At 74.8% G+C, this 2,002-nt stretch carries 3 protein-coding genes; all 3 read right to left on the reverse strand.

What is annotated here, in order from left to right; translation table 11 throughout:
* Positions 1-429: FtsX-like permease family protein (locus ACFE60_RS18880; protein WP_375390386.1), on the reverse strand; the 429-nt coding region annotated here is incomplete at its 3' end.
* 89 nt (positions 430-518) lie between these two features.
* On the reverse strand, positions 519-1,295 hold the full coding sequence (locus ACFE60_RS18885) for an ABC transporter ATP-binding protein (protein ID WP_375390387.1): 777 nt from the start codon (positions 1,293-1,295) through the stop codon (positions 519-521).
* 168 nt (positions 1,296-1,463) lie between these two features.
* Positions 1,464-2,002, reverse strand: a 539-nt coding sequence (locus ACFE60_RS18890) for a LuxR C-terminal-related transcriptional regulator (protein ID WP_375390388.1), incomplete at its 5' end; no start/stop codon positions are given.

The raw sequence follows: 2,002 nt of genomic DNA on the forward strand, positions 1-2,002 counted from the left end.
CGGCAGCAGGACCTGCGGCTGCAGGTACGAGTGGTCGAAGCGGGCGAGCACCCCGAGCGAGGTCGCGGCCGCGGCGATGCCCGCCACCGCCCCGCTGCCGACGACGACCCCGACGGCGGCGCCGATCAGCCCGACGACCAGACCCTCCCGGGCGACGGCGCCGCGCTCGGCGCGAGCCGTCGAGCCCAGCAGCCGCCGGAGCGCGATCTGCCGCACCCGACCGGCGACGATCACGGAGACCGTGTTCGTCGTGACGACGGCGCCCGAGTACATCGCGATGCCGATGAAGACGACGGAGGTGATCTGCAGCAGCACGCCCACGGTGTCGCTGCCGCCGGTCACCGGGTCCGCCTCCGCGGCCGCGTCGAGCAGCGCGGTGCCCTGCAGCAGCGCCACCCCGAACGCGGAGGAGAGGGCGGCGACGAGCACGCCGGGGCCGTGCTCGGACGTGGCGGCTGGCCCCCCGCGCGCCGGTTCCGGCGCGTCGCGAAGCGGCGGGACGGCCGTGCGGGTGGGGATCATCGGTCGCCCTCGAGCGTCAGCATGAAGCGGGCGATCCGCTCGGCGTCCATGCGGCCCTCCTCCGCGACGACGCGGCCGTCGGCGAGGAACACGATGCGGTCGGCGTACGCGGCGGCGATCGGGTCGTGGGTGACCATCGCGATCGCCTGGCCGTGACCGGCGGCCGCGGCGGCGAGGATCGCGAGCACCTCCCGCCCGGTGCGGGAGTCGAGGTTGCCGGTGGGCTCGTCGGCGACGACCAGCTGCGGGCGGGAGGCGAGGGCCCGGGCGATCGCGACGCGCTGCTGCTGGCCGCCGGACAGCTCCCGCGGACGATGGGCGAGGCGATCCGCGAGCCCGAGCTCGCCGAGCAGGCGGCCGATGAACGCCCGCTCCTCGCGGGTGGGACGCGCGCCGCCCAGCTCGAACGGCAGCAGCACGTTCGCCATCACGTCGAGCGTCGGCACGAGGTTGAACGCCTGGAACACGAAGCCGACCCGCTCCCGCCGCAGCAGCGTCAGCGCGGTGTCGTCGAGGCCGCCGATCTCGCGGTCGCCGAGCCACACCTCGCCGCTGGTCGGGGAGTCGAGGCCCGCGAGCAGGTGCATCAGCGTCGACTTGCCGCTGCCGGACGGCCCCATGATCGCGACGAGCTCGCCGCGGCGGACCGCGAGGTCGACGCCGCGCAGAGCGTGGACGGTGGCGTCGCCGGCGCCGTAGTGCTTGGCGACCCGGTGCACCCGCGCGACCGTGTCGAGGGCGGTCCGCGGGACGGAGGGCGGTGCTGTGGTCATGCCTCCGACGGTAGGAAGCGGGACCCTCCTCGCGGATCGGGCGGGCGAGGGAGGCGTCCTCCTCCGCTCGGCGGAGATCGCCGTTCCGCAGTTCCTCGACGACACGCCGGAGCGACGCGCGGCGGCGCGGCGCGTCGGGCGAGAACTGCGGAACCGCGAACCTCGGGGTCAGCGGCCGACGAGGTCGTTCTCGTAGGCGAAGACCACCAGCTGCACCCGGTCGCGCAGCAACAGCTTCGTCAGCACGTTGCTGATGTGCGTCTTCACCGTCGCCTCGGAGACGTACTCCGTGCGCGCGATCTCCGAGTTCGACAGCCCCTTCGCCGCGAGCGCGAAGACCTCGCGCTCGCGCTGGGTCAGGGTGCCGAACTGCGGAGGGGGCGCGTGCCGCTCGGCGGGCTCGAACCGCTCGAGCAGCGCCCGGGTCGCGGAGGCGGCGACGACGGCGGTGCCGGCGTGCACGGTGCGGATCGCGGCGATCAGGAAGTCGGGGTCGGCGTCCTTCAGCACGAAGCCGCTCGCACCCGCACGGATCGCGGAGGCGGCGTCCGCGTCCAGGTCGAAGGTGGTGAGCACGATGATCCGCGGGCCGGTCTCGCCGGCCGCCGCGGCGGTCTCGAGGATCCGCTTCGTCGCGGTCACCCCGTCCATCACGGGCATCCGCACGTCCATCAGCACGACGTCGGGGCGCTCGCGCTCGACGAGCG

The sequence above is a fragment of the uncultured Amnibacterium sp. genome (assembly GCF_964245895.1).
Taxonomy (GTDB): Bacteria; Actinomycetota; Actinomycetes; order Actinomycetales; family Microbacteriaceae; genus Amnibacterium.